Source organism: Limnohabitans sp. (assembly GCF_046052765.1).
GTDB lineage: Bacteria > Pseudomonadota > Gammaproteobacteria > Burkholderiales > Burkholderiaceae_C > Limnohabitans.
In genome coordinates this window covers 1-26,736 of record NZ_JAVLFQ010000088.1, presented here as the reverse complement: position 1 = coordinate 26,736, position 26,736 = coordinate 1, and the positions used below count along the sequence as shown (strand labels likewise).

Below are 26,736 nucleotides of genomic sequence, written 5' to 3'. Positions count from 1 at the left end.
CTGCTTTGTTAGGCCGAGTGCATTTCAGCTGATTTGGTGATGAACTCATCCAAAAAAACAGCGCCGTCGTTGGACGCATTTTTGATTTGACTGGCCAGCCAGTTGTAACCAAACAATGCAGGAATGGCCACCGCCAGTCCAGCGACCGTGGCCACCAATGCCGCAGCGATACCGGGCGCAATCGCGTTCACATTCACGTCACCGGCAGCGGCAATCGCAGCAAAGGTGATCATCACGCCAACGACCGTACCCAGCAGCCCTAAGAATGGTCCACCTGCAATGGCGATGGTCAGCAGCACAATGCCGCTGTTGAGTTTTTGCGTCTCTCGCATCATGGCCGCATCCAATGCCGCACGTACTGAGTTCAGACTGACCTCGGAGAGTTGAAATTTCTTACCCGACGCCACTTGCTGGTCAAAGCGTTGCTTGACCTCTTGTACGCCAATCGCATAAAGACGGTAAATGGACGATTTCTTCAATTTTTTATTGGCCGCCATTTGGTCTATCTCGCTGCTGCCAGGGGTGAGCAGCACATCCCAACTGCTCTTAAATGCATCTAAGAATAATTTGTTTGCCTTGTTGTTGGACGAAAGAATGACCGCCTTGGTGAGCATGACATAAAAACTGACCACGGCCATGACCATCAGCAAACCAATCACAATCCACCCGTCCAGGGTCACCGCACCCAACAATATGCCTATGACCGAGTCTCCTCCCGCATCTGCTGCGGCTTCAGAAAAACTCATCAGCAGGCTGTCAGCCTCTTGGCTGGCATACAAGGCCTTGATGTAATCCACCGACCTGGCGCTGCCAGACACAGTGAGTTCATCTAACTCGCCACGCAAACCCTCGCCGATGGTGGTGTTGCCTGATGTCTCAGAGGAGCTAAAGCCGCCGCCCCCAACAGGACTTCCATTCAAATAAAAGTCTGCTTTCCCCGCATCGAGCACCACTGCCAAATGCTGCCATGTTCCAGCAGAAAGCGCGGCACTGGCCTTGCTTTGCTCCTTCCCGCTAGCTATGAACATCACTCCATTGGCCAAGCCCCATGTCAGCGAAGTTTTACCCTCTCCAATTTGGATCAGGTTGGCGTTATCGTTACCCGACGGCTTGACCCAGGTGCTCAAGGTCAGGCTGGCTCCGCTAGGAAATTTCAGGGTCGCAGACTTCTCAACCGCCAACTTGGCATTGCCATCAAAGATGCCAGACTCTCCCACGGGCCCATTCGGCGCAGTCTTCACGCCACTGGACACTCCATGGTTTGAATTTGATGTCGCGTCTTTGAAGTCCTGAGAAAAATGCTGTACCAATAATTGTGTGGCGTCATAGGTGGCCTTGGCCGACACAGCGGACGGTGCCTTGGGGTTTCCCCATGCAACGATGATGGCATCCGCCTGCGAGTTGGCGCTGAGTTTGGGAACGCTGACCCAGACATTGGCTAACTCATTGTCAGGATCAAAGTTCTCTATGTGGTAGCTCAGTGCTGTCTTGCCATCTGCAGCAAAGAAACGTAAATCCGTACCGTCTGGTTTGGCCTCGCTGAAAGTGAAGTTGCCGCTGTGCAGTCGAAGTAACAGCGGCAGCTGCGACACATCGGCCTTGAGTTCACTACCACTCGCGGTGGTGTCAAACGACAGCCTCTTCTTGTGCGCCCAGTCCTCAGCGTGTGCAGGCCCGCACACCCATAGCATTACATGCAAGAAAAAAACAAGTGTCGAAGAGATAAGCCGGTGTGTGATGGAAGTCATGCTTGTTTGGTATATAAATAGGGTTGAAAACCGAGTTGATTCAGCGCTTGCCAGTTGCTTGCGGTGACATCAATTCTTTTCCTTGTCTTCTTTATCTTTGTCTTTGTCTTTATCTTTGTCTTTGCTGTTCGCCGAAGAACCTGCGTCTGTTTCTCCAAAGCCAAGTAATTCCACTGACAAGTTGGCCAGGTTATTGTTGGGATTAGCACCAGCGGCCAATGTCTTTTTAGCGTCATCAGCGGTGTTGCTTGCTGCTGGGGGGGGCGGTGGCGGTGGTGCAGCGACAGGTGATTGAGGCTGTTGAGTGGGCACAATACCATTAGGAGCTCTAAAGTTGTCTGGATTGCGAATATCTTCAGTGTTTAGGCCTATGTCTCCGTTGTCAGCTCTGAAACCAGCATCTCCAGCGTCAATATAACCGCGGGGAGCTGCTGCAAAAATGCTACTTCTAGGTTGATTGGGCTTAGTCACAAGTGCGCCAATACCAGAGCCAGCAACAGAAGCCGACACGTCAACCGACACACTGCCATCAGTTGCTACAACGAACCGCGGTGGGGGTGAAGCAGATGCTGTTTTTGACCCCTTGCCAGCCTCCAAGTCACCAAACTGGGAAATCAAAGTAATGTCACCACCGGCCAGCGTAAAAACACGGCCTAAGTTAACCAAAAATTTTTGGCTCACAAGCGCGTTGATATCACCACCTCGTACGGTGAATAAACCTTGGTTGAACGGTTTAGCAAATTGCTTACCGATAGGTAATCCAGCATAAACTGATCCGGTCGGGGTGAAGATGTCTATCGATCCGCCTTGCTCGGTTTTTATCTGGCTTGAATGGCTGGACAAATTACCAGCTGAAGCGTTCTTCAAATTAGGGAACAAACTCGCTATGTCATCATCAAAATAAGTAAAAGTAATTTTTTTTGTTGCTTTATCCTTTAAAAGACTGACCGTATACAAGCTTTGAAAAAAGAGCTTGTTTTTTTCCGTATCAGTCATACCAGAAACGGTATTAAAGAAGAGTTCGTTTTTTGCTGCATCTTTAAGGGCAACGTCTCCTATCTTTTCTATCTCGGTCATTTCATTTGGTTTAAATTTTATTAATAGTGGATTTCTAATGTCATCCTTTAATTGCTCGTAATTAAGGATATTTGATTGGTCCACTTTCTGATTCAACAGGGTTTGTAAATAAACAGTCCAACCTACGTAATCAGGCTCTAAGCCAGCGGTGGTTATTTGTATGCTGGCACCACCTTCGGGTAAGAAAGGATTGTCTGAATTCCCTCTGGTCACGATTCCCTTTTGGCTACCCAGATCAATATCTCTACCTGCCACGTACTTCAATCTTCCTGGCCCAGTCAACACATGAGCAATACAAACGGCTGAGATTTCAGTGCAATCACCTTGTTGCCTTTTATCAATAGTCTCATCGCGAATATCTCTGCCCGCTTTAACCAACGAAATATCACCTGCTTGGGTATTTTGAATGACAAACCCAAGGTTGACAATATCACGACCGGCTATGATGCTGCTCGCCTTAGGCAGGTTCAAGCTGAACGTAGCATAGCCTGCGTCACCAACGATATCTCTCAGCGAAACTATGCGAGAGTAAGAACTGCTCGACACAGGGTTTAAATTGCTAATTTCCGGTTGGAAGTGAGCACCGGGTCCTTTTGTATAGCTGTCTTTTAGAAGATCCATATCTTTCTGAGTCATTAATCGTGGGGCTTCTTGGTTAGAGAGACTACTTGGGAGCACATCCAAAATATGAATCGCACCTGCGCTACCATTGTTTAGAGTCACATCACCTTGGGCCCAAACACTCAACTGAGAGTTTGTAGACGGCATCAAAGTAAATCCATTCGAAGACTCGTACCTTCCACCCATAGCCACTGCCAGCAATTGAGCAGGAGAGGTGGTGTAGTACCTGTCAAAACCAAGTTCGTTGAACTTATCTTGACCTATTTGTAAATCGTTCAGTACCATGACACCATCAGATGCCGCCAGTAAGTTGCTTCGATTCAATTGAGTGATATTACCCAAGGACAGTAATTTGACCTGACTGGTATTTGTGTAAGTAGAAAAAGTTGAAAATTGTGAAAAATTATTTTGAAACTTTTCTAAGTTCTCAAAACCCGTTACACCTTTTTTTGAAGTATTCCATAAACCACCGACAAGGTACAGAGGAGAAAAACCTGAATAACCAAATCTAGGATAAGTGTAAGCCAACCCATTAACTTCACCACCATTGTAATTTAGTAAATTATCAAGGAATTCTTCATTATTATTTGTTCCTGTTACCTTAGTGCTGGTACGGTTGTACTTGCTTTGTTCAGCCAGCATGGGGTTATAGATAGCTTCAAGTTCTAAGTCTTTTCTGGCTGACAAATATAATTGGGCGTCACCCAAAGCGATGACTGTGTCTAAAGCTTTAAGGCCATCACTCTCCATGCTCTCTGATTTTTTGGTATGGATTTTTCTTCTGTCACTTGGGTAAATCCAGTTATCACCTGTAGTGACGGATTGCTGGGTTGATACGAACGCTTTACCCTTTTGTACGTATAGGGCAGCGCCTGCAATATCTCCTATTGCGGTCATGTACAAATCGCCGCCACCACTCTCTTGGAGCGTAGCACTTTGCGCTGAACCTGTCATGTACGCGTTGGTTGCCGTGCTTGCATAAATATTTTTGATTGCTCCGCCTGCCTTCACAGACAAATCACCGCCACCTAATGTGGCGAAACTTTGGTTGAAATAATCTGACCTGGCCCACCAAGCGGTTGTCAGGCATTTTTTATCTGCGCATGTACCATCTGGAGTTGGATTCAGTTGTGCAAACTCAGATGTACCAGTTGCAGTCGTATTGCTTCTTCCTTGCCTGAATAACCAATTGTTAACCAATGGTGAAACGGAGGTTGGTAGCCAATCTTCAGTGGCGTATCTGACAGCAGTTATTTCTATACTTCTTTTTACAAAACGGGAAGTCTCACCTGCTGCTTCTTGAGCTTGTTTTGCTGCCTTAGCGACAACTTCGGCGTACCACTTGTCTTCTTCTTTAGCATCGACAGCTTTGACAATTCTTTTATTGATCAACTCTAAATCATTTTGCCTTCTAGTTTTTGCACTTTCATCAATGTAATCTGATACGGGGAAAGAAACTCCTTTTTCATTAATAAATGCCGCTTTTTCATCTGTCGTGTAAAAAACTTCTTCACCTATCTTAAATGATGTTATGTAAGCTTCTTTAAAATCTTGATCTGCTTGGATTTCTTTCAATTTGTCATCTGCTGCTTTTTGAGCAAGCTTGAAGGCATTTTCATACCCAGCTTTAGTTTTAGATGCAGGAACATCGGGTGTAATTGGATCGGCTGTCTCAATTGATACAGAGTAATCTCCATTCTGGTAGTACCAATTATTTTCGTTGTTGCGTGGTCCCAAGATATTTCTTTTTGCTTTGATATTTAGGGACCCCCCATTTTTTGAAAATACTGCTGGTGTCATCACCACATTTTTTTTTCCTCCCATGTAGTGGGGATTGAGCACATTGATAGGGATATTCGAGGACAACAGATCGGGATCTACATTGACTTCACCAGAGGTATATATACTCCCGCCAACTACCAACGTACTCTTATAGGAATCTAGGTCAATTGAAGGTATTTGACTTGTGTACACTAACAAACTCCGATTATTTTCAATGTCCACCAACTGTTCTAGTGATATCAGTTTGAGAACGACGTTTCCGCCCGCAGTTACGTTGATTTTTCCAGTACCCGTTCTTACCAAGGCTACTGGCATATCAAAAATGTTCACGCGGGCGGGTTCGTCAGTGGCTTTTCTTTCAGCAAAACCTAAAGTAAAGTCTCCAGTGGTTTTTGATCGTTTGGTAGACAACGTATGGGCAGTATCAAAGTCAGCCCCCGCCACCAAGTTGATGTCTGCTGAGTCACCACGACCCAACGCCCAGTTGGGCATGGCCATGCCTGAGCGGTAAGCACCATTTGCATTACTTGGGTCGTAAGGGTTGTAATTTGGGTAGTCATTGGGGTTGACAAACCCGTCACTGATAGACCCGTTGATGGTCAAATTTTCTGCTGCACGCAAAGTAAGGTTAATCGGTTGATCATTGAATCGCCACTTGGATAAGTCCCAGCCACGCTGGCTTGCATCAGTTGCAAATTCGTTCACGCTGACTGTCAGGTTATCTGCTGATCGAACTTCAATGCCAGGTCTCAACTTCAACGAGGAGGGCCTGCTCAAGTTACCTGAAATTGAAGCAAAGCTATCGACATAAGCTGTGAAATCAGTGTAATTAGTTTCATCTATATTTGTATAGCCTTGAAATACCTTGAATACTTCCAAGACAGCGTTTGTGTTTGTATCAAAGCTTGTTGGATTATTTGTAAATGAAATCGCAGCGTTATCGCCGACAGCACTGGGTACTCTCATCAACACAGAGCCGTCTTTGCCTTTTTTACCAGCTACCTTTATCAGACCGCCATCAAAATTAATAGATGAACCATTTGCAGTCGGGTCGCCAGTATGCGTAGAAGTAGACAGCAAGACATACCCACCCTTGCCCAAACTTCCCGCCGCAGAGACTGTTTTTGCATCCGCAGTGCTGCTCGCATCTAAAACTGCAGTAGAACGGATGAATATATTGCCCTTGCCAGCATACGCAGTGGGCTGGGCTGCGTAAACGTAAATATTGCCACCCTTGGGCCCACTGGCGTCCAAGGTTCCCGCAATATATATGTTTCCGTTATCAGCTGTAAGGGTCACATTGTGAGCTCGTATCACATCTGTTGGTCCCATCGATAAATTGCCGTTGATTAAGCGGTATGAAACTGACTCTGTAAAACCAGCGTCTATGATCTTTTCGTTAAGGCCAGTCCCGAAAACGTCAAAGCCATTTGTACTAAGACTAAACTGCCCCTGGGCTTGGGTTTTGTCATCAGCCTGCCCCTTCAAAATAATTTTGCTGAGATTACCATTACCTTGAATACTCTCGGCTTGTATGGCTATGCTACCGGCTGCAGCACCTTTAGAGGACACGTCGAATGTGCCCCCGTTTATAGATATTGTGTTTGCGTTCAGTTCTATGCTACCCGCAGGTGCATAAGCGATCAGTCCCTTGCCATACGCATCCTTGCCAAAAGATTTGCTGGCACCAGAGACATTCAAAGTTCCTCCGTTGATTTGAATTGAACCTACATCTTCTTTAAAATCTTCTGGGTGGTTGAAGGTCAAGAGGCCTGAAGGTAAATTGATGTCAGCATCTGAAATAATTTGGGGGGAGGTAAAGGCCAATTCACCGCCAATGCTTTGGCTGACAGCGCTGACAGAGCCCCTTGTTTTGGCGAGTGTCATAGGGCCAGCACTGACAAATCGGGCTGACTTGATATTGTCAGCAGTGAACTCGTTGGCTGACATAAAAAGTGCGCCCCTAGTCACAAGCGTTCCTTTGTCACCCGCGGCTTTGATTTGTCCAGACACATTGAAAGCGGTGCTTGCAAAACCTGTCAAGGCAAACAAACCATTTCCGACCAACAATTGATTGCTGTTGATATTTAGATTGGTGGAAGGGATTAGGCTTGCCGTAAGCGGTGTTGACTCAACACCTTCAAGCTTGACTGTTTGTGCATTGAGGGCAACAGTAATGCTTTCATTATCCGCTTTAAGGCCAGCTGACTTGATGGTCAGGGAACTGATGCCTTGTGTATCGCTGGCACCGATAGTGACATCGGTTTCAAAACTAATAGGCTTGTTAAAACTGTTCAGGCTCAAGCGCTGACCAGACTTCAGCGTTTCAAGTTGACTTGCGGCGAGTTGAAGTCCATCGCTGCTTGAGGAAACAGTATTGACAAAACTGATACCAGGCGCTGCCAATCCCAATAAACCTGTATCCCCGATCACGGGAAGGTTGGAGTTGAGGTTCATCGAACCAGTGGCATCAAGATAGACGGAACCGACAGATTGAATCGATGCTCCTACACCTAAAATAAGGACACCTTTTTGAAATTTTAAATTCGGATTTAAATGCGTGACCTGGATCTCTTGTCGACCATTGTCTTGACTACCGTTGACACGAATCGAAGTTGCATCGCCATCTATATTGAAATTTGCAATATCGAACAAAGGGGAGCTCTCAGCCAACACTTTGGCACCTGACTTGATTTCGATAGTGTCGGAGGCAACCATAATAATGTCGCTGGCAGATACTTTACTATCTTCATTTAACATCACTTTGGGTGTCAAATTTATGATTTTGTAGTTTTTGTTTTTCGTGTCATAAAAGCGTTGGCCGCCAATCATCAAACTACTGAGTTGTAATTGGTTTAAGTTGTCAGTTGACAGGGTATTGGACGCAAGGTTGGTGCTGCTTGCCTGCAATGTAAGGATGGAATTTGCCTTCGTGACAGAAATATCCAATGCACCTGAGGGCATATTCAGCTTGCCATTCAGCCCAATGCTTTGGCTTGCGACAAATTGCATGTAACCTGCATTGGAAGGCATTTCGGGCAAGGACAACAAATTGATATCTGCTTGCTTGGCGAAGTAACCGTGCAAAGGCCACAAATTGATTTTTGCTTGCTCGGCATAGGCAGCGTCATCTTCTTTGCCATCTGCGTCATACAAAGTGATTTCAGAACTCTTGCGAATCACCGCGTGAGAAGACACCAGATACCCTCTTGCGTTTCCTGAGGTTTGGGAAGCCGACATGATGCTCCCAGACACCAGCGCGGTCCCATCTGGCAAGACTCTATTTGCCTGAGGGGACATGCCCAGAGTTTTCGGCTGGACTCTTACACTGAATCCGCCGGGCAACAGGGCATAGTGCGCGGGTAGCAAGGTGTAGGTGCCGGCTGGCAAGCCCCATGTACCGGACAGGTAAATCTTGTCACCTACGCCGAGATTGCTGTCAACATTGTTCGGATCGGCTGGTGCCACTTTGCCTGTAAACCCGGGGAGTATGGCAAAGGTATTGGGCGCACTCAATACATCCAATACATCCTTTGAGCCACCCTTTCCAGGGGTGAATTCGTAAGAGAGCAATTGTCCCCCAGCAGATGCATCCAAAACGGCACCAGACGTGACAGTAACCTCAGCGCCCCGCGATAAGATTTGTTTGGTTGGCAGCGAACTTCTGTACTGTTTACTGACATTGGCATCTTCCAATAAAAGCGATTTGGAAATACCCGAACTGTTGTTCGCGCTGATTGACCAAGAACTTGATGTGGCTACGGAACCATTAAGCATGTCACCGAATAACATGGCTACCTCGCCTTTGACCGAGGTAAGGCTATTGGCTTCGTAGATCAAACTCTTTGTAAGTGGGAGTTTTGGGTCATCTTGGTTGCCGAGTATGATGGTTCCAAGAGGCGCTTTGATGATGCCGGCTTGATCTAAGTAAGTCGCAACGGCAGTTATTGAACCTGCTGCAGAGTAAACACTTCCAGCTAAATTGCTATTAGATTTAAAGTTTATTTTTCCTTTGACATCGTCGTCAAGACTGTCATTGACCCTTAATAAATATTGGCTCGATGTTCCTGGGTAGAGCTGTGAATTTTTAAGTGTCAATGTACCGACCATGCTAAATTGACCGGGCAAATACTTTATCAACTCTGGATGGTTATTGATAGTTTCTTTGACGTCTGCCTGGAACTCGGAAAAGTAACTATTGCTGGAGGTTAGGCGTGTGTCATATGTACTGTTTAAATTAGCGGTGTTGAAGCCTTGCAAGGTACTTGTGCCAGACAATTCAAGCGTTTGGGCATTGACTGTGAAAATCCCTGACCCAATGCTTGGCGTAGGATTCATATAAGCATTTTGAGATTTAGGGTATGTCTTTCCTTCAGAGGATTTGGTGCCCATGATCAATGAAGCCTGTCCACCGATCAAGACATATGGGGCAGTAAACGTGACTGCGTTGCTGGTCTTGCTGTAAGAAACTTTATCGGTGTAACGGTCGGCCATGAATATGGGGCTGTCCAGCACGATGGCGTCCCTTGCAACCAAGTCCATAGGACCATTGCCTAAATCAAAACTGATGACGTCCTGAGATTTGATTTGCAAGCGACCAAAGCCGCCTGAAGCAAAGGAGTTGATGTTGATCCAAGCCTCCCCAATATTTCGGGTAGATTCGCCCCCTTTTTTGGTACCAGATAAAATCCACCCATCAGTATCTGAACCAACTACGACGGGAGATCCAGGGGAAATATTATTCGGAATGATCTTCAGCTTTGTCGCTTTGTTTAAGATATTGAAGAATCGGCTATATTCCTCATTATCCGAAGGATTGGTATAGGTTGTAGAGTTACTGTCCAACACCAAGTTCAGGCTGCCGCCTTTTGCCCCTGTGCTGGCTTTGCCTGACAAAGTAGCTTCAAGCAGCATGCCCTGACTTGAAAGAATATCAATGCTGCCACCATTACTTGAAAGAGAGGTATTGATGGCACCTAAACTACTTTGTAAATTATCGGCGCCAACGCCGTTTACGTTGATGCTGGAACCTTTCTGCGCGATGATGTAAGCATTGGCAGACGAAAAGTCTTTCAAGGTCAAGATGCCTTCTTCAGGCGTAGCTTTTACTCTGCCGATCTTAATTTCCCCGCCATCCAAAATCTCTCCCTTGCTGAAGCCAGTTGAATCAGTGAATATTCTTTGGGAACTGCCGGGGGCGCTCAAAGACGCTGCAGGGCCCAACCAGATACTTCGCGCAATGTCAAAGTCAGTGGACGTCAAAGCCAACAAAATATTTCCTGCAGGGGCTATGAGATAGCCCATCACAGTCAATTGGTTACCAGCCAGAAGATTTACTTTGGATTGAGGGTCAGCCACGATACCAGCTTTGCTATCCATGAGTAAATCGCGATCGGCATTGAGTGTCAATGTTGTGGCGGGCCTGACAATGCCGTTGCTGCTCAAGGGGTAGGTGACCAGTTGTGCGGGGCCTGAATAGCCGTCGGTGGAGAAGACTCCACTCGGGAGTGATGGTTTGTTCAAAAACCAGCTGCTCGTCACAGGCCTAACCTGTGCACCTGCCCAAATTTTTAAGTTACCGCTTTCGGATTTCGATCGATTCTCCAAGCTGCTGATTTCGAAGCTGGCAAAACCACCTGAGCTGAAAAAATCAGGGGTCAGAAGCAAGCCGCCAGTTTTTATAGTCGCAAGGTCGTCAGACTTGGCAATATTGACGAGGTTGTCGCTGAGTATTAGTTTTCCACCGGCACCAAAGCCATAGGCATACATTCTGGTTGACGGTAATCCTTGAATACCTGCAATGATATTATCGTTGTTTGCACCACCATTGAATAGGGTGACCAAGCTGATGGTTCCGGGCATACCTTGTTTGACTTTGTTGAACTCATCAATCCATGCCCCTGCAGAGGCGTTTAATGTTGAAAAGTTACCCAGATTTAGACGGTGAGCTTGTAGGGAGATGCTGCCGCCATCGACCGGTATGTTTGAAGACAGTTCGTCAGACTTTGAAAATGCATCGTTTGTCCAACGTCCTGCGGAGTTGATGGCAACAGAATTACCCAGGGTCAGCTCTCGCAAAGCGGTCAACGAAACTGTTCCACCAGGCGTCGAAATGCCCTGCATGACAGTCAAGTTACCAGTTCCCTTAGAGGCTTTTTCATACTGATTTGCAGTCAAGCTCAGCGTGGATTTGGGTAGCAATGACAAATAAGTAGTGAGTTCTATGTTGCCAGCCACATTCGCAGTCAATGATTGAAACCCCTTTGAACTTAGTGCGTTGAAGTTCAAATTCATCTGGTTGATGCTGTCCAAGTCTTTCAAATTAAATTTCAGCTCGGGCAATATATTTGAAGATGTCGTATTTCCTATTCTTAGCAAGGCGAATGAGTTCTCCCTTACCAAATCTTCACTCTGATCTAATCCTTTGACTGTCAAATTCAATGTCCCCCCTAAGGGATAGGCTGAGACCAACTTGGCTGAGGTTACAGCCGCCTGCGAAACGTTTCGCTGGTAAAGCCCTGGCTGGCTGGAGGCAGACATATCCCCTTGTAGACCTACCACCTGCGCAGATATGTTCAAAGTGCCAGCATTGCTTCCAACGTAGTAGCCCTGCTCCCAGTTACTTCGACCGTCGGGTAAGTTGACTATCTCTGAGTAAGCAACCCCTGACTTGGCCGATGAAACACTTACCAGGTTGCTGTAGTATTTGAGTAGACTGGTGTTGGCGTAGCCAGATAAGTAGTTGACCCCTCCACCGTCTAGCATCAGCTTGCTGCCGGCTCGTTGAATCACTGCACCGTCACTGCTGATGGTGACAGTACCGGCCTTGGTATTCAGTTGGTCAATTTTGTATTTCACCGAACTTAACAACCATCCATCAATGTTGGCGATCTGAGTTCCCCGACGGATGTCGACATTGATCTTCTTGCCGTATAGCGCAGAATCGCGCAACAACACGTTATCAGCCAGTTCGGCGCCGCGCATTTCTACTTCGATGATATTGTTCGACATGCTCAATTGGGCTGTGTTCATGCCCGACACATCAATCAAACTGCCCTTACCCAAATCTACCCTGACCATGTCTTTGGTTAGCAGTTTAGGAGTTTTTAATTCGAGGTTGACTGAGAGGATGTCTACAGTACCTCCTTTGGCTAAAATTCTCGCCCCAGTTTCTGATGTCGCGGTTTTTCCCAGAAGACTGATGTTACTTCCAATAATCTGAACTTCAGATTGTTTGAAATTTTTTATGTTTTCAAGGGTTAACGTATTCGAATCGTCATCAGGAACAATTTCAGTGACACTCCTTGCCCCCAAGGTAACGACGCCCGAGAAGGAATTTGATAAAGGATATTTATCTTTGTCTTTTGTTTGTGAGTATTTAACAACTTTTTCTCTATCTGTATCAGTAGTACTTATTCCCTTAAGGTAGATCGATCCGTTGAGGTACACCGAAGTCTGTGCAGATATGACACCACTTTGATTCACAGCCAAGCCAACCATGGTGGCATTGCCTCGGTCAACCCTGATAACCCCATTTTCTTCATTGCTTGCCTTTGATGGGTACTCCTTGGGTTTGATGTTTTCTACTTCTACCACCAATCCGCGCAATTTGCCTGAATCTGACACATTTGGCGCGGCAAGGTAAACCTTGTCACCTGCAGCAAGTATCACTTGCCCGTCGGACGCATGAATATATCCTTCGTTGTAAACGCCAGGCGCTGCCAGAATAATTTGTCCACCGTTATCAACGGTAATACTAGCCGGCATAGCCTCGGCTGTTTTCCCTTCAACCCAGATACTTCTTCTCGAGTTAGGGTCGGTTGAGGCCGCACTTAAAGCCGCCCCTGTACCAGGCAACAACAAGCCACCCGCTTTCAAACGCGACTCATCGAAGCGCAAGGTACTGGCTATGAGGCTGTTGAGGTTGACCTGCGCACCCGCCCCGAACACAATGCCCGCAGGATCATAGAAGTAGACACGGCCCGACGGCATGCCGTCCATGCTCTTCAATATGCCATTGATGACGGTCGGATCTTTGGTACCGTTGACTATGTTGTTGAGCAGCACCGATGAAGAACTTTGCTGGCCAATTTTGACGGTAGCATCCTTGCCTATATTGAACGACTCCCAGTTGAGAATGTTGGTGGGCGCATCGGTTTGTATGGTCATCACCGGCTTACCATTGACCAACGTAGTATCAACTTGCTGTTTTAATTTACCTGTTGTTACGTCTGGCTGTTTTAATTTACCTGTTGTTACGTCTGTATTTGGCAACGCATTTGCTCGAATATTTGTAACCCCTTTCTCTGGCTTGTCAGGCGCACGCTGACCCACCGCCCGTCCGTGTAACGCGCAGGCAAGCAGTGCCGCAGACCAAACCAGCCGAGTGCTCATACCCTAGTAGCTCCAAACAACGCGAAGGCTGAGGCGACTTTTCCCAGACTGGGTGGAGTCCCCTTTAGTGAGTGTGCGAGCTATATCGGCATCAATCACAAAACCTTGAGGGGCCTGCACACGCAGCCCCAGTCCAACGCTGCCGAGTCGGTGGCTATCTGCAAGGGATGCGCCATATTTAGTAGTTGCAGGTCTGTACAAGGTGTACAACCAGCCGCCTTCCACAAAGCCCAAGCCCCGAACGTTCCACTCCCGCATCCCGCTGCCCACTTTGACTGCAGGTGCCTGCAACTCCAACCCAGCCAGATATCCACGGTCGCCCGTGCGCTCGCCCTCCAAGTAGCCGCGAACAGTGTCAGCGCCGCCCATGCTCATCTGCTCTGATGAAAGCAAGATGCCAGAGGACAGCATGCCGTTGAGCTTGGCCACCAATGTCCATGACTTCAGTGTCTCAGTGTGCAGCAGACCCGTTTTCAGGGTGGTGAAGTTAGCCGACGCGCCCCGCCCTCTTTCGTTGAAGTTCAGTTCGGCGTCGGTAAGCGTGCCGCGAAGTCCGTTGGTCAGTGTCACATCCAAGCCCGTGGTGCGCCCCGTGCCCAGCAAGGTGGCACCGTAGTTCACCACCAGTGGTATGTATTCGGGTGGGCTTTTGTCTTCTATAGTAAAAACACGCAACTTTTTGTAGTCCAGTCCCGCCGACAGGTTGTGCGAGTAATTGTCCAAGCCCGCCAGGCCTCTTGACACTCTCAGGCCCAACGTTTTACCGTCGGTAAAAGTATTTGCAATAATGATGTTGCTTTTACTGTTGACCATGAACAAGGACAAGTTGGCCCCCCAACTGCTCAATGGCATGGAGTAGTTGGTCACCCAGACTGTCGACTCGTCAGGGGTTTTAGGCACAGTTTGTAAAGTCAGCCCCAAGCTGTGTCCCAACTGAAACAAGTTGTCGTAGCGAATGCCGGCAGTCACGTGCAGGTCGGTGGTGGAGGCGGAGTTTCGACGGTTATTCGCCTCTACGTTGCCATGAAATGAGGACTGGTCGTCCACATCGAGTTGCACGTCTATGGTCCCTGGCACCCTGCCCTGCTTCAGTATGGGCGTGACCTTCAAGTCGTTGCCACGGTTCAGGCTGGCCAGTTGCTCTTGCATGGTGTTGAAGTTGGGCGGCTTGTCACCGGTCAGCTCGGTCAGGCGTGAGCGAATAACGCTGGGTGCGGTGTACTCCGCCCCCTTGATGATGAGGCGGTCGACGTTGGCCTCGACCACCTGCAGCTCGACCATGGCGGTGTCCACGTTCTGCTCGGGGATGGTGACCAGCACAGACATGAAGCCCGCGTCGTGGTAGGTCTTCTCCAGCGCCAAGCGCGCGGCCTCTACATCTTCAATCGTTTTTTTTTCACCCGTGAAAGGGGAGACCACTTTTTCTATGGCGAGCTGGGTCAGTACGCTGTTGCCCTTGACCTGAAACTCGTAGATGGGAAAGCTGGGCTGCTGGGGGTTGGCACTTTGCGCCACGCACACACAAGCCACAGCCGCCGCAAATAAGAAAGCGAGGAGGTGTCTTCCTGCGACGCATATTTCGAGGGACGAATGTCCCTGACGATTTGTTAAATTCATCATCACTACATTTTGTATGACGACTATGACGAATTTGTTAAAAAAAAACGCCCTGCGAGCAGGGCGTTTTATCTGGCTTAATCTACCCTTGCTTGTGGCAGGGGTAGACCAAGCCGACTCAAATACTAAGATCAGTTGGTACGTGTGATCAAAGGTGAGCAGTTGTTGCCAGCAACGCGGCTGACTTTGGTCTGCTTGTATGCATGCGTGCCTGTACCATTGAAGTAACCAATCGCAGACAAGTCATGCAAAGAAGCGTCTGACAGGTCAGAAACCATTTGCTTGATCATGTTGGCTTTGAGGGCCTTCGTTCCGTAAGTACCGTCAGCGGTGCGGTAGACAGCGTAGGCAGTCATCTGCAGTGGCCAAGAGCCGTCTAACATGTTGTTACGCAAGGCTGTGCTGCTAAGCACTGAGGTACCGCCCTTGGCAAAGTTAGGGCTGGCACCGTCAAGCTTGACGAACTTGTAGCCTGTTTCAGCACCCTTGCTCAACGCGATCACGCCGATGGAGTAACCAGTGGACAATTTCAGGTCTGTCTCAACGTCGCCAGTCTGTACGTTCTCGTGCACCACCAGGCCAGGGGCGTAGGCGGTAGCATCTGCTGCACGCATCACGTTCAGGGCACCGCCTTTGTTGGCGAAGGTGGCCTTGGGATCAGCAATGTTACATACATTAGAGGCGAAGTAGATGTTAGAGGTAGCCTGTGTGCCAGACAACTGGTCACGACGGGCAAGTGTCAAAACCTCTGTTGAGCCAGGTATGAAACCAGCAGCTGACTTGATGGAGCCTTCCTTGGTCACCAAGCTGGCGTACTGGGCGCGGCTGATGCTTGGCTGGCAAGCCTCTGTGTAAAGACCTGCACAAGAAGATGCGAGTGCGCCTGATGTGATTTGAGCGTTTTGCAGTGCAGTGTAGAAGTTATTGTTCACAGCAACAGCGAAGCCTTGCATGGCCAAAGGAGTGAGTGTGGCTTTTTTGAGCTCTGTGCCGCCCTTGAGGACGTCGTACATGGCAGCCAACTCACTGACGTTGACGTCAGAGATGGCCAAGTCAGCTTGAGTAACCGCATGGGAGAAACATTGAACCTTATTTGTAGCTGCTGCTACTGTTTTTGTTGAACCCAAAATAGATAAAGCCGCAGAAACTACTCTACAGTTATTTGCAGTGTTACCTGTTGGGCCAACTGTAACAATGTCCGCCTCCGGCACACCGGCTGCCAGTGACTTGGGGTTTGCCAAGACGTTGGACACGCCAGCGGCAGAGCCCATGTAACTGTTGTAAACAACCAAAATTGGCTTAGAAGTGCCGCCGGTCAGATCAGCACGTGACATGCCGTACCAGGCCTTTACGCCGTTACCGGCATTGCCATTGTTGGTCTTGTTTCCAAATGCAATACCGTTGGGAGTGGCTGCGTCGATAATTTCGACCACAGGTGTCGAGCTGGTGTCAAAGTAGCCCACGGCACCCGTTGTGGTACTTGCGGTGATCACATTCTCTATTGCGCCGCCCAAGGCAGAAGAGCCTGCCACAAAGAATGTGGCAGCAGGTGCGCAGGTGTTGACAAATAGTTCGGGGGTAGTTTTTTTGCACTCCAATGCTGCTGTGGCAGCGAAGGAAGAACCAGCGACAAGCATCATGCCTGCAACTGCGATTTTGTTAAGTTTCATAAGAACTCCGAAGAAATCAATGATTGAAGAATTTCGGGGTACGTGTTTGACGCCATGTCCCCCTTGGCCAGCATCCCGATGCCCCAGAATGTTTGACCTTTGGGCAAATCAACACTCGTAATCAAGTGGAATTGATTTGTTGGAGATATTGTTTATTCTGATTTTGAATTTAATTTGTCAGATTTGCATTTTTATATGGGCTGCAACAATTAAATTGACTGGTCATTTCGGACTATTTTGAATGGCTAAGCCAACAACAAACTTTGAATCTTGTTAGCCGCCTGCATACGGTTGCTGACCTTGAGCTTTTTCAATATGTTGTGCACGTGGTTCTTGACCGTGAAGGGGCTGATAAACAGCAACTCAGCGATCTCTTGGTTGCTCTTGCCCTTGGCCACCAGGCGCATGATATCAAGCTCACGGCTGCTCACGGGTGCGGCCATCTTTTCTGATTGTCCAACTCTGCCCTGCTGGGCAGAAATACGGATGTAAGACAGGTGCAACTGCGCGAGCAGCAACTCCAGCAAATAAGAGGTTCTTTCAATGGTCTTGGTGGGCTGGACCTCTAAAAGTATGAATACCGTGTTGACACCCGAATCCAGATAAGAGCCGCACAACAATGCATTGCTTAAACCGAGTCTCAATAGGCGTTGAATATGACGTTGGGCCTCGGCATCATCGGAGAAACCTTCAAATTCAAGCCATTGGGGCCGAATTCCATGTGCAGCAGAGGTCTTGAGCAGTTGCAGGATGCTGCTGTCTTGTGAACTGGTTAACTCGTCCATCACTTGCTTTGGCAGATGTGGGGAGTGATAAGCATCGAGTCGGATGACCTGCGATTGGGATACTTGCATACATACCAAGGCTTTGTGTGGGATCAACCCTTGTAAGGGTCCTTGCGCCCACATGTACAGTTGCCTAGAGTCGGTGACGTTTATGCCAGCCTCTAGCACCCGCACCAGGTGCTCCTCTTCTTGGCGATCTAACAGTACCAGTCCACTCATGGCTCTACTACCCTCAAGACTGTTGAGAGGTTGAGTTGAAGACCAGCCGGTAGCCCTCGCCACGGACCGTCTCAATCAAACAAGATGTCCCGATGGCAGCCAGCTGCTTGCGAACCCGAAGTATGTGTGCGTCCACAGTTCTTTCATCGACCTGCGCCTCACGCCCCCACACCTGCTCGATGAGTTGCCACCTTGAATGAACCCACGAGGGTCGGGACAACAGTTGCCACAAGAGCTTAAATTCGGTCGAGTGAAGCGTGACGGATGTACCTGTCGATGTAATGGTCATGGTGTTTTTACATGCTTGCAGGTCACCTAGATCCAACTTTTCGGGGGTCTGTGACGGTTTTTTTCTTCGCAATAAAACCCGAGCACGCGCAATCAACTCCCTGGGGCTGAAGGGCTTGGTGAGGTAATCATCGGCACCCAAGTCCAGCGCCAGCACCTTGTCATGCTCAGAGGATCTTGCGGTCAGCATCATGATAGGTATGTCGGCCCACAAGGGCTCTGCTCTCATCTTCCTGAGCAAGTAAATACCCGTCTGGTCTGGCAGCATCCAGTCCAAAATGCACAGGTTAGGCTGGTCTGAGGCCAAAAGCTGGCTTGCTTGTCTCACATCGGACGCCTCGAGGACCAGAAATTCGGATGCCCTGAGGTTGATAGAAATCAAATCGCGTATGTCAGGCTCGTCCTCGACCACCAATATCTTGTTGTGCATACTGCTCAAATAATTTTTAACAATAAGTTAGCTTATTCACCGAATTTGACAAACTTGTGACGTCACCTCATTAAATTAATATTTTGGTAACTGCTTGATCAACTCAAGGTATGAAGACTCTAGGCTTCGTGTGAACCGTGGTGTATCGAAAAGTAAACAACTGTCTCTCATGTCAATGAGTCTGCGACGAAGTTCTTGCAAGCGCTCAGGCTGAAGGCTGAGTTCTACAGCCAGTGCTTGGTAGCCGTGAATATCCGAGGCAATCAATTCGGGTAAGCCCACGGCGTGCAACAAACTGCCAGCCATACGTGAGGCATAGCTGTGCCCAGAATAAGTGATCAGCGGTAAGCCCATCCACAAGGCATCACTGGCTGTGGTGCCAGCATTGAAAGGGAAGGTATCTAAAAAAACGTCGGCACAGCGATAACGCGCCATGTAATCTTCATAGGCTACACGTGAAGCGAACACCAGACGTTGTGGGTCGATGCCAGCCTGCGCAGCACAGCGTTGCAGATTGAGCTGTGTGGATGGCGTGTCGCCCAGCAACCACAACACCCCGTGCTCGACTTGGCGAAGGATGTTCATCCAAGCATCAAACAATATAGGAGAGATTTTGTAGGTATTGTTAAAGCAACAGTACACCATCGCAGTGTCCGAAAGTCCCAAGTCAGAGCGGGTGGGGGTATCGGCGCTGACCTTTCGCTTTCTGTCGTTGACCTGAAAGCAAGGCAATCGCATGATCTTCTCGGTGTATCCATGCGCCAGGTTATCAGGCACCACGTAATCGTCAGCGATGATGTAGTCGTGGTAATCGGTTCCTACGCTGCCTGGGAAGCCTAGGTAATTGATCTGGATTGGTGCGAGTCGCATGGCAAAAACCGACATCCTGCAACCAGCGGTAGCCCCATTCAAATCAACCGCCACAGACAGTTTGTATTGACGCGCCAAGGTCAGCAGTGATTCATCATCAATATGACGACACTCCCAAAAATGATCAACTGCTGCGGCGATACGTTCGGCGCTGGCGTCCCTTGGCGCGTGTCCCAGATAAAACACATGCACCTCAAACTTCGACCTGTCGTGCAACTCGAACAGCTCTGCGCTCAATATGGACACCGCGTGGTGATTAAAGTCCGAGGAAAAATAGCCTATCGCAATGCGCTCATTGCTGCTAATTAAATTTGTCAATGGGGTGCTGAGCTGTGAGGGATAGTTCTTGGCGGTGTACTGAGCTGCAGCTTGTTTTAAAAACGACAACTCATCGCTGATGGCCAACAAGGGCAGCAGCTCAGTGGGCTCTTTGTCTTCAAAAACGCGTAGGCGCACGGCCTGAATGGCTTGGGTCAGGTCTTGCCAGTCGCAGGTACGCATCTTTATGAACAATTGAGGACCTTCAAAATCCAAACTTTTTTCGTTCCTAAGTGAGCGAAGTTTTTTAATATGAACGATGGCTTGTTCGAACTGTTTGGTTTCTTCGTACAGGTGTAGCAAATTAAAGTGAACGTCGGCATCCTCAGGGTCTAATGAAATTGCATTTTGCAAACAGGTCAAAGCTGCTTCAAACTGGTGCAGTTCTTTGTAGGTTGCGCCCAAATTGCAGTACACCTGCACGAAGTTTGGGTCTAGGGTAAGTGCATGCTGAAATTGTTCGATGGCCTCTAAGGGACGCTTGAGCGAGTTAAGCGCATTCCCCATGTTGTAAAAGGCATTGGCGTAATCGGGCTTGAGTGCAATGGCTTCTTTGTAGCAAGAGATAGCGTCCTTGCTGCGCTTGAGATCCAGCAAAATATTGCCCTTGTTGCACAAAGCCTCGGCGTAGTCAGGCCTCAAGGCCAGGGCTCGCTCTTGGCTGAGCAGTGCATCATCAAATTGTCGCAATGACTGCAAGGCCAGGCCATGGTTCATCCACGCCTCAGGATAATCTGGCTTGAAGTGACAGGCCTGCGCATAGCTCTGAGCGGCCAACTCGTAGCGCTTGAGTTTGGTCAGCACATTGCCACGGTTAAACCAAGCCAAAGGGTAATCTGCCTTGAGATTTACTGCCTTATCCAAACTCGCCAAGGCGCTTTCCAATCGATCCAGCCCCTCCAGCGCCGCCCCGAGGTTGCAGTGCCCCTGAGGATTGTCAGAATTCAATTTGAGTGATCGGTTAATACAATTGACAGCCTTATCAAACTTACTAGCCTGGATGTAGAGCGCTCCCAAAAGCAACATGATCTGATGCTGTTTGGGTTGAATCTTAATCAGACTGAGGTATATGGCCTCAGCCTCGGCAAGGCGGCCCTGCTGATGTAGCGCAAATGCTTGTTTGAGGCTCATAAAAAAACTAGCTTCAAGAAATTAGATAAAACTGAAATCCATAAAGGAGTTCCATTATTGATGAAACGTATGACAAATTAAATGCCATTGTTCGCGCAGTATTTTTTCTCAATATACACATATTCATTAGACGCCCTTACCACCCCAGCTCAACCATAGTTCTATGTCTATTGATTTAGGTGAATGCCAGACTTTTCGCTGCGGTCGGCATTGCTGATGTAAATAGTGGTTAAAAGTAACTAGAAAAAGATAGCCAGTGACCCCATAAGGTTGGTGTCGTCAAGCGGCAAATACTGACAAGGGCTCAAACTTGCCATTGAGCAAGCTTTGGCTATTGGCACCCATCCACTCTTGCATGACCGTGGCGTACACACGGCGAAAGTCGACGGTGTGAAGCACATTGCCTTCGTTGTTCAGTGTTGTCAAGCTGGGCGCTTGGCCATAATGACCGCCATTGAGCGTGTGCCCCACCAAGTACACATGGTTGGCTGTGCCGTGATCGGTGCCCAAACTGGTGTTCTCGGCTGCCCGCCGTCCAAACTCGGAATACACCATCACCGTCACGTCTTTGTCACGACCTATGCGTTTCATGTCTTGCATGAAACCACTCACACCATCGGAGACATAGGTGAGCAAACGTTGGTGCAACTCGACTTGTTGGACATGGGTGTCAAAAGCATTGTGCCGGTAAGCAGTTTGGTAGATGCGGGTAGGTAATTTGGCATCGATCATGGCGGCTACTTTGGGTAAATCCATGGGCAAGATGCCGTAGTCGACGGGTGTTTTGTAGCTTTGCCATGCCGCACGCACTTGCTCTGAGGCTTGTCTTGCACTTTGCGCCACGTCTTCCAAAAACTTTTGAGACGCATTACTGCTAGGCGCGTTATTGCTTAAATCTTTGTCAATCAGGGGGCGGCTTTGGTAGAGCCCTTTGCGACCAAATCGTTCGGGGTCATCAAACACCACTGGCACATGGCGTGCTGCTTGCACGGACAAAGATTGGCGCTCGTCAATATTCACTAAAAAATTGGGCGTTAGTTGCGGATCGATGGCATCTGCCAAACGACCCAACCAGCCGTAGCTCTCGCCCCCATTAGGCACACCCGTGTGCCAATAGGCAGCAGAAGTGAAATGCGAATAAGAAGGGTTGTCGTAGCCGCAGCCGTGCACGACTGCCATCTGCCCCTCTTTGAATAAACGTTCAAATCCCGCCATGCCGGGATTGAAGCCGTACTGGTCATCAATCTTGCGCAGTTTATTGGCGCGAATGCCTATCTTGGGGCGCAAGCGGTAATAGGCGTCGTCTGCGTACGGCACCAAAGTATTGAAACCGTCATTCGCGCCGGTGAGTTCCACCACCACCAATATGCGTCGGTTGTCTGCGGCGAATGCGTTTTGGCCCAAGGGGAGAGCAGCGCCCATGCCAAAGCCTGCCAAGCCTTGCAAAAACTGTCTTCGGTGAAAGTTGGCGTGGTGCATGTTCATCCCAATTGGTAGGCTGGCAAAGACAAAATCACATGCAAGGTGTTGCGTAAAGCGTCTTCCATGTAACTGTCGGCGGCGGCGAGGTCTGAGGTGCCCAAGTCTTGGCTCAGCATGTCGGCTATCTGGGCTTGCACGCTTGCATCGACTTTCACCGACACAAAACGCTTGATCAAATACGCCACGGCTTCATGTGTGGTTTTACATTTGGCTTGGCGCAGCATGTCTGACAGTCTCAGCTTGGCAGGACTTCGATCAATCGGTTTAACGTTCTCTATGGCTTTACGCCATGCGTTGTAACTGGCCAATCGGGTGTTGAAATCTTCATCTCGGTCGCCTTGGTTGGACATGGACATTTCGCCCATGCTTTTGCCCACGGGCTTGGTGGCTGTGGTGATGTCTTGACCTTGTGCCAATTGGTCTGCCACTGAAGTGATTTGGTAGAGGCCGTTGGGCACTCTGTCAGGCGCTACAAAGTCTATGGGCGGATAAACAGTGTCATAAATCACATTACCCCGCGCCAACAGTAACCCGGGAGTGATCCAACTGCGTCCTTGTGCCCAGCCCGCCACATTGGGCGGGTAGAACAATTTTTGGCCCAGCATCTCCGACTGCTGGTTGAAGTCGGGCAGACCTGGTACGGTTTTGAGACCCATTTTTTTATAAGTGGAAATCAGCAATTCCACAGGCGGCTTGATGCGTGTAGCGACCGATGCCTCGCTGTAAAAGTCTTTGGACAACAACACCGTTTCCATGAAGACCGCCATATCGTAGTCCGACTCGCGAAGCAACTTACCCAATTGCTGCTGATAAAGAGGCGATAAATCTTCTCTGACAAAGTAGCGATAGAGCTTACCTGCCAAAAACTCGGCAGTGACGGGTTGGGCCAACAAAATATCAATGACCTGCTCGCCGTTGAAATTTCCTGTTTTCTGTAGGACAGTTTTCAAGCCGTCGTCGTGCTGCTCTGGGTTGATGACAAATTTCAAATCTGTGTAGTTCCAACCGGTGAATGCCCGCGCTGCTTCGCGAATATCTTGTTCGGAATAGTTACCCACGCCCATGGTGAACAGTTCCATGATTTCACGGGCAAAGTTTTCATTGGGTGCGCCTTTGAGGTTGGCGGCTGCGTCAAGGAATGCCAGCATGGCGGGGTCTTTGGCCACAGCCACCATCAAGGGACGGAATTTTCCGTTGGCGTGTTGGCGTAAAACATTATTTTGTACGTACAGCTTGCGATAGTCGCGCACTTTTTCTTCAGAGGTGGCAAAGTGGCCATGCCAAAACAAAGTCAATTTTTCTTGAAAAGGACGCGGTGAGGTGAGCATGCGGTTGGCCCACCAGTAGCTCAAGCGGTGGGTTTCCAAACGCGAGGCCCTGAGCCAATACAAATAACGGTCGGCCACTTGTTGCACTTGCCTGTTGCCAGAAGGTTTGACTTTCACACCCAATGCTTGACCGGTGGCTTTGGCCAAGTCAGTGGCTGCGGGACGCGACGCGGCAAAAGGCTCGAGGCCCGCATCATGCGAACCCGAATCATCAAAAGGTTCGAATTTATCGGCTGTGGCTTGAAAGCGCACCAAGCTTCGCACCGCTTGCGCGGGTGTCAATCGGGCCAGTTGTTCAATGTCTTGCGGCGTTGCCCCAAAACCTGCACGCTCAAGCAAATGCTGAGCGCGTTCGTAGTTCCACTCGTGTTTGGGTAAGGGCTGCAGATCGTTGAGCCAAGGGTCTGCAGCTTGGGCAGTGACTGCCGAGCTACTGAGTAACATGCAGCTCCATAAGAGCATTGCAAAGTGCAAGCGGTGTAATGTCTTCATATCGAAAATCATAACCTTTCAAGCCTTGGAAATTCTCATGAAAATCGCTAGCCGCATTTTGTTTGTGATTGCCTGCGTCATTGCAGCCTCATCGGTTTTGTTGGCTGCTTATGTGGCGCACATGGGTGAGGGTTTGAGCCCATCAGCATTGAAGTCAGTGCAGTCCGCATTACAGATGCAGCAAATCCATGTACTGGCGATGCTGGGGGTTTGTGCGATCGCCATGTTGCACAAAACCAGTCAAGTCTTGCTGTTGTCTGCAGTGTTGTTTTTGTTGGGATTGTTCATGTTCAGCCTCAACATATGCTTGATACATTTGGGCGGCATCACCGTTTTCAAAGCATTAACGCCCTATGGCGGCATGGCGTTTATTGCCGCTTGGTTGAGTCTGGCAGTGTGGGCTGTTAGAAGACAGCCAACCTAAGGGCATCACCGTGGCTAAAATTTTCACGCAAGTACTCAAGAATGTGACGATTGTTCAGCCGCTCCAATTGTTAAAGCTACTTCAGAAATATCGGCGATATGGCCTGTGATTTTGTCTCCCGGCACCACAGGCCCCACACCTTCAGGCGTGCCTGTATAAATCAAATCCCCCGGCTGTAAGTGATAAAACAAAGACAAGTCGGCGATGATTTCACGCACATTCCAAATGAGCTTGTTCACATTGGATGACTGCTTGGTCACACCGTTGACCTCAAGTGTTATCGCTCCGCTGTCGATGATTTTCTCCGGCATAGGAATAATGTCGCTACACACCGAAGAGTGCTCCACATCCTTACCCAGATCCCAGGGTCGGCCTTTATCGCGGGCAACCAATTGCAAATCGCGGCGAGTCATATCAAGACCGGCGGCATAACCATAAATCAATTCGTGTGCATTTTCTTGACTCACACGAAAACCGGTCTTACCTATAGCCACCACCATTTCCATCTCAAAATGAAAATTGCTGGTTTCAGGTGGATACGCCACCGTACTTCCACTGGCACACAATGTTTGCGGTGCTTTGGTGAAATAAAACGGACGCTCCACCGTTTTGTCAACCGGCTTGCCCATTTCAATGGCATGTGCGTGGTAATTGCGACCTACAAAAAACAAACGGTTGATTGGAAATCGAACAGATTGTCCTTTGATAGCCAATGATTGAACAGCGGGTGGAGTGAACACATAAACAGTCATAAGGATTCCATTGAAAGGTTGAAACATCAACCTCGGTTTTCGTAAACACCGAGTTTTCGGTGCAAGGGAGATTCATCTGCGATGAAAATAAATGAGGCTTTGTCGGCTTGCAAATTTCTCAACGTCACAGCTTCATAGCCAGGTGAACAACAAGTGTCAGCCTCTACCAACTTGAAATGACTTGCGACAATATCCGCTTGAACCGAACCTTCGATGACGTGAAACACTTGCGCGGGTGAGCGTGCAGGCAAACGCAAGCTTTGACCGGGACGCAACATCAGCGCATAAAAACCCAGAATATTTTCTGCATCATTACCTGTTTCAGGATTGGTATATGTGATTTGCACTTGCTCTAAATCGGGCAAATCAACGGCCAAAGTTTCCAGCGCTGCTTTGGCATCTGTCCATGCATAACGCAACATGGGATAGGCCTTGTGGCTGCGTTCAAACACTTGGCTGGGGACCAAGCCTCCGTGAGCGTATTGTTTATCGCCTCGACCAGGCCTAATTGTTTGGCGGTCACCATTCACATGGTAAGACGCCTCGATGTAATACACCAAGGGCAAGTCCAACACATCCAACCAGATGACTGGGTCTGTACCGTCGTGGCCGTGCTCGTGCCACAAACCTGTGGGCGTGAGAATCAAATCTCCCCGACTCATAGGACATTTCTCGCCGTCTACAGTGGTGTACGCACCTTCACCTTCGACAATCATGCGCACTGCATTGGGCGTATGGCGATGACTCGGCGCCCATTCGCCAGGCATGAGCAATTGCATGCCCAAATACATGGCAGCGCTGGCTTGCATTTTGTCCAAACCAAAGCCAGGGTTTGCCAACACCAACACGCGGCGTTCGGCTTTTTCAATCGGCGTGAGTTCGCCAGCTTTCAACAACAAAGGCTTCAAGGTTTTGTAAGGCCAATGCGTAGGCTTTGTTTGGCGCGTAGGAATTTTGGGCGGTAGTACGCCGCGCAAACTCGGCCATAAAGGCACGAGGTTAAGGTCGCGCAAATCCTGCACGTAGTCAGAGGGCAAGTCTTCCAATCGACCGAGTTCATTTGACATTTTGTGGTCCTTGTTAGGCGATGGCGATTCAGGCTATGTTCACGAAAACACGTTTGTTTTCTATGCGCACGGGATACACGCGTATATCCTGTGTCAAAGGCGCACACATGGCTTTGCCGGTGCACACGTCAAAACGTCCTTGGTGGAAAGGACATTCGATTTCACGTCCCTCTAAAAAACCATCGCTCAAGCGGGCCGCACCGTGTGTACACCTGACTCTTATACACATCTGACGCTGCCG

The 26,736-nt window shown here is 48.8% G+C and carries 13 protein-coding genes; 1 reads left to right on the top strand and 12 read right to left on the bottom strand.

Annotation, left to right across the window (positions count from 1 at the left end):
- Positions 1–8: 8 nt before the first annotated feature.
- The 9 genes from AC9UG7_RS12370 to AC9UG7_RS12330 form a co-directional block, all read right to left on the bottom strand.
- On the bottom strand, positions 9–1,691 hold the full coding sequence (locus tag AC9UG7_RS12370; protein ID WP_509588282.1) for a DUF2341 domain-containing protein: 1,683 nt from the start codon (positions 1,689–1,691) through the stop codon (positions 9–11).
- A gap of 126 nt (positions 1,692–1,817) precedes the next feature.
- Positions 1,818–13,502 carry a filamentous hemagglutinin family protein gene (locus AC9UG7_RS12365; protein WP_509588279.1) on the bottom strand — a complete coding sequence of 3,895 codons (11,685 nt, stop codon included), beginning with the start codon at positions 13,500–13,502 and terminating at the stop codon, positions 1,818–1,820.
- 123 nt (positions 13,503–13,625) lie between these two features.
- A complete protein-coding gene (locus AC9UG7_RS12360; RefSeq protein WP_509588276.1) occupies positions 13,626–15,239 on the bottom strand; it encodes a ShlB/FhaC/HecB family hemolysin secretion/activation protein in 1,614 nt (537 codons plus the stop codon).
- 131 nt (positions 15,240–15,370) lie between these two features.
- On the bottom strand, positions 15,371–16,909 hold the full coding sequence (locus tag AC9UG7_RS12355) for a hypothetical protein (protein WP_509588273.1): 1,539 nt from the start codon (positions 16,907–16,909) through the stop codon (positions 15,371–15,373).
- A 245-nt stretch (positions 16,910–17,154) separates the two neighbouring features.
- On the bottom strand, positions 17,155–17,913 hold the full coding sequence (locus AC9UG7_RS12350; RefSeq protein WP_509588271.1) for a LuxR C-terminal-related transcriptional regulator: 759 nt from the start codon (positions 17,911–17,913) through the stop codon (positions 17,155–17,157).
- A 13-nt stretch (positions 17,914–17,926) separates the two neighbouring features.
- Complete coding sequence (locus AC9UG7_RS12345; RefSeq protein ID WP_509588268.1) at positions 17,927–18,631, bottom strand: response regulator; 705 nt, start codon at positions 18,629–18,631, stop codon at positions 17,927–17,929.
- A gap of 75 nt (positions 18,632–18,706) precedes the next feature.
- Entirely contained in the window at positions 18,707–20,950 is a 2,244-nt protein-coding gene (locus AC9UG7_RS12340) for a tetratricopeptide repeat protein (protein ID WP_509588266.1), read from the bottom strand.
- Between the two features lie 279 nt (positions 20,951–21,229).
- Complete coding sequence (locus AC9UG7_RS12335; protein ID WP_509588264.1) at positions 21,230–22,435, bottom strand: DUF1501 domain-containing protein; 1,206 nt, start codon at positions 22,433–22,435, stop codon at positions 21,230–21,232.
- The gene (locus AC9UG7_RS12330; protein WP_509588262.1) at positions 22,432–24,252 is read right to left on the bottom strand and encodes a DUF1800 domain-containing protein; all 1,821 of its coding nucleotides are present in this window, start codon (positions 24,250–24,252) and stop codon (positions 22,432–22,434) included. Before AC9UG7_RS12330 ends, AC9UG7_RS12335 begins: the two co-directional genes overlap by 4 nt.
- Positions 24,253–24,289: 37 nt before the next feature.
- Between AC9UG7_RS12330 and AC9UG7_RS12325 the strand changes: the two genes are divergently transcribed.
- Positions 24,290–24,676 carry a DUF423 domain-containing protein gene (locus AC9UG7_RS12325; protein WP_509588260.1) on the top strand — a complete coding sequence of 129 codons (387 nt, stop codon included), beginning with the start codon at positions 24,290–24,292 and terminating at the stop codon, positions 24,674–24,676.
- 35 nt (positions 24,677–24,711) lie between these two features.
- Here the strand turns inward: AC9UG7_RS12325 and AC9UG7_RS12320 are convergent, their stop codons facing one another.
- From AC9UG7_RS12320 to AC9UG7_RS12310, 3 genes are all read right to left on the bottom strand, one after another.
- Entirely contained in the window at positions 24,712–25,428 is a 717-nt protein-coding gene (locus AC9UG7_RS12320; RefSeq protein ID WP_509588258.1) for a fumarylacetoacetate hydrolase family protein, read from the bottom strand.
- A gap of 26 nt (positions 25,429–25,454) precedes the next feature.
- Entirely contained in the window at positions 25,455–26,495 is a 1,041-nt protein-coding gene (locus AC9UG7_RS12315; RefSeq protein ID WP_509588255.1) for a cupin domain-containing protein, read from the bottom strand.
- Between the two features lie 28 nt (positions 26,496–26,523).
- A partial coding sequence (locus tag AC9UG7_RS12310; protein WP_509588253.1) for a Rieske 2Fe-2S domain-containing protein occupies positions 26,524–26,736 on the bottom strand: 213 nt, incomplete at its 5' end.